The organism is Arthrobacter sp. TS-15, from assembly GCF_006964045.1.
Classification (GTDB): Bacteria; Actinomycetota; Actinomycetes; order Actinomycetales; family Micrococcaceae; genus Arthrobacter.
Genome location: NZ_SDXQ01000053.1, coordinates 1 through 3,473 on the forward strand (window position 1 = coordinate 1; position 3,473 = coordinate 3,473).

3 protein-coding genes are annotated in these 3,473 nt (G+C 66.9%); all 3 read right to left on the reverse strand.

Annotation, left to right across the window (positions count from 1 at the left end):
- Positions 1-80: 80 nt before the first annotated feature.
- Positions 81-1,451, reverse strand: coding sequence for a hypothetical protein (locus EU811_RS20380; RefSeq protein WP_238703481.1), 1,371 nt, complete (start codon positions 1,449-1,451; stop codon positions 81-83).
- 407 nt (positions 1,452-1,858) lie between these two features.
- Positions 1,859-2,209: a helix-turn-helix domain-containing protein gene (locus EU811_RS20385; protein WP_142940111.1), complete on the reverse strand. Its 351-nt coding sequence runs from the start codon at positions 2,207-2,209 to the stop codon at positions 1,859-1,861.
- Between the two features lie 4 nt (positions 2,210-2,213).
- Positions 2,214-3,305 carry a tyrosine-type recombinase/integrase gene (locus EU811_RS20390; RefSeq protein WP_142940112.1) on the reverse strand — a complete coding sequence of 364 codons (1,092 nt, stop codon included), beginning with the start codon at positions 3,303-3,305 and terminating at the stop codon, positions 2,214-2,216.
- Positions 3,306-3,473 lie beyond the last annotated feature (168 nt).

The window sequence follows — 3,473 nt, forward strand, 5'->3', positions numbered from 1 at the left end:
AACAGTGAGAAGTTCGCGTGAATTTTGACGCTTTTGGCGTGAACTTGAGCATGCCCGGGGGTTGCGGCGGGTGTTGGTGCTCAGGTTCGGGGAACTTGTTCGCCCTCAAGGGTGAGATCCGGGTGCTCGACGGTGTTGAGGTAGCGGGTGGCGCCTTCGACGCTGAGCCCGAACAGGTCGCAGATGCGGCGGACGTCGCCGCCGGTCGCGTGGATCTCGTGCAGGATACGGTCCTCGCGCAGCGCCTGGGGCCGCAGCGTCAATCCGGTCCAGGGGTACTGGCGGCTAACGGGGAGGAGCCTGGGCGCCGTACGCCGGTTGATGAGCAGGTGCGGGTTGGCACTGCCTGGCCAGGTCCGGTTGCGCTGGTCGAGCCAGGCTGCCAGGCGGGTGCGCACGGGCGCGGCCAGCGGGATGTCGCGGGTGCCGAGTATCAGGTGTCCGTCGCTGATGTCGGTGAGCCGCAGCTCGCTGAGCTGTTTCTTGGTCAGCGCGTGGAAGGCGACCAAGGCAACGGCGAGGGCGACCACCGGCTTCGGGGAGTTCAACTCTTCGCGGATCACTGCGGCGTCCAGGGCGAGCGGGATGGTGCTGGTCTTCGGGGACGCCTTCATCCCGCGGGTCGGATTCGCGAAGATGAGCCGGCGGCCTTTCAGGGTCGTGAAGAGCGATTTGAGCCCGTTCCCGGCTATGTGGCGGCGGGCCGTCGTTTCGTCCAGTGCGGCTGTGATGTCGGCGCGGGTGACCTCGGCGAAAGACTGGAGGCCTGCCTCGGCCCAGGCGTGGATGATGGGTTCGATGCCCAGGATGTGGGCCCTGATGGTCCCTGGGTCGCGCGGGATCTGCCGTGGCGCCTGGTGTGCGCCGTTGGTCAGGACTTGCAGCCACACCTCGAGCTGGTCCTTCATGACCGGCGGCAGGGTGCTGGTCTTGGCAGCGAAGTAGCGTTCGATCCGGGTTGGCCGGTCCTCGATAAGCAGGCCTGCCGCGGCCAGAACGTCGATCGTGGAGATGACGTTGCCGGAGTATTGGCGCAATTGGAGGACGTCGGTGGCGCGGATCTTCGCGGTCGGGCTGAGCCGGAAGCCCTGCAGCAGCCGCAGCGATCGGGTCACGTCGTTGCGTTGCCGCTTGCTCCAGCCGGCCCTCGCGGCGTGTTCACGGACGATGGCGGCGCAGTAGCGGGTCAGGTCTCTGTTTTCGAGGCGGGCACGCGCTGCGAGGGCCGCGGGATCGGGCGCCATATCGAACAACGGCATCTGCACGCCGTAGTCGGCAGCCGAACCCGTGCCGGGCGGGTTGTTCTTGTCCCGCCGCTTCCATGGGGCGCGTTGTTCCGGGCTCAACGGCGGTGCGCCCCGGCGTGCGGAGGTCATGTTGGCGAAGAAGAGTTGGTGCCCGGCCTGATTCGCGCCGGCCAGGTCCAGGCCATGTCCGGGCTCCTGGAGCATTCGGGCCTGTTCCAGACACAGCCGGCAGGCCCGCCGCTCCCCGATACGGGCCGCGCGCCCGCAAAAGTCGCAGATTCCTTCCGGGTTGTGGGAGCGCCACCAACGACACTGCCAGCACGTCCAGTTGTAGCGGCGGTAGACACCCCACGCCAGACAGCCCTTGCACGAGCCTGGGTATTGCGGGCTGCCGGGATGGCAGCTGGCGCACATGCCTTGGCTGAAGTAGCCCGCGTTGGTGCCGCACTTGGAACACGGGGGCGGGATGAACGGGCCGCCGGGAAGGCAGTCATAGCAATAGTCCACCCGAGGGTGGACCCACGCGACACGGTTGATCTGGCAGTGGGGGCACATCGATGGCGGCCGCAGCGCCGCCGTCGGGCCCGGGGCGGGACTCACAACAGCCCTGCCTATAGGGGCGGCTCGGACCGTGGCCTGCCGAATCTCGGCGTGACGACCGGCGATACCCCGCCATTGCCGGCGCCGTGGTCCTGGTTATTGCCATTGACGGTCTCGGTCGCGCGTGGACGACGTGCAGCGACCTTGTCCGGCTCGGGACTCATCAGGTCCGTCGGCGTGCACTTTAACACTGAGCAGAGCACGTCGAGCTCCTCGAGTCTCATCGTCGCCGGTGTCCCGGCCCACCACGAGGACATCTTCCCGGCACTGATCTCCAGCCCGGCATCGGCGAGCATCCGGCGCATCTGCGCCGACTTCCAGACCCCGCGTTCGGCGGCTCTGATCCGCAGGTTCCACAGCACGGCCTCATCCTTCCTTTTGTGTGGTCGCGAAGCGGGACTCGACCCGCTCATTGGCGTTCTTCCAGGCCAGTTCGACGTGCTCGCTGCGCACGTGGATGTAACCCGAGGTAGTCGCGAGCCACTGATGCCCCAGCAACTCCTGGAGGGCCTTGATGTCCATCCCGGCCCCGTACAGCGAGGAGGCGCAGTAATGCCGCAGAACGTGGGGCGTCATCCGTCCCGACCATGCCGGCAACCACTGCTCGACCTGCAGCCCCAGGCTGCGCCGCAGCGCGTTGGCACCGACCCGGCCGCATCGTCCCAGCTCGCGGTCGAACCGCTCCGAGGGGAGCAAAGGCGCATCGGGATCGGCCCAGTCCTCGCCGTACTGGTGTCGGACCTCGCCCAGCCACCAGTCGATCAGCTCGGCCGCGCCGTTGATCGCGGGCACCAGACGCGGCTTCGGGCCACGGCCGTGGGCTCCCTTGCCGAACCGGACGTGGAGCTTGCCGAACCCGCCCAGGTCCGGGCGCCAGTCACGGATGTCGAGCATCACCGTCTCGTTGATCCGCAACCCGAGCCGACGCCACAGCGAGGCAGCGAAGTAGTCCCGCGCGGCGGGCAGATACTTGCGCGCCTGCGGGATCGAGTGCCGCCAACAAGTAAAGAACGTGTCGATCTCGGCATCCGACGGCGGCACTCTGACGTTGCCCAGCGCCGCCCCGGACTGGCGGTTGAACTCATCGATGGGCTGCTCGACCAGCACCCCGGCCACCCGATGGATCCGGCCCTGATAACGGCTGATCATGAACTCGTAAAACAGCGCCAGTGTCCCGGCCTTGCCGGCCCTGGTGCTCACACTGCGACCCAGCCTGCGTTGTTCGGCCAGGAACCGGTCGGCATCCTGACAGGTCGCCGCCCACAGCGGGCCCGTCACCGAACGGGCGAACTCAATAATCGTCGCCCGGGTATTGCGGATATGCGAGTCACTCAAACCAGCCGCTGCCATCGCCAGCGCGTACTGGTCGACGATCTCCTGCTCGAAATCCTCGGCCGCCTGCACACTCCAGAACGCCGGATCCATGGCGCCGCCACCGGGCAACGCCACCAGCACCATCAGCTACCAACTTCAGAAGGAGCGAGCATGCGTCGACATTACGCCCAAACCGTCACTCTCGTCGATGGTTCGTCGATTCGGGCCCCAAGGGGCTCCGAACCGACATCACCTGCTCAAACACGAATCCCGGCCGCAGAACAGGCCAACGAACCTGAGCGAATAGAGATA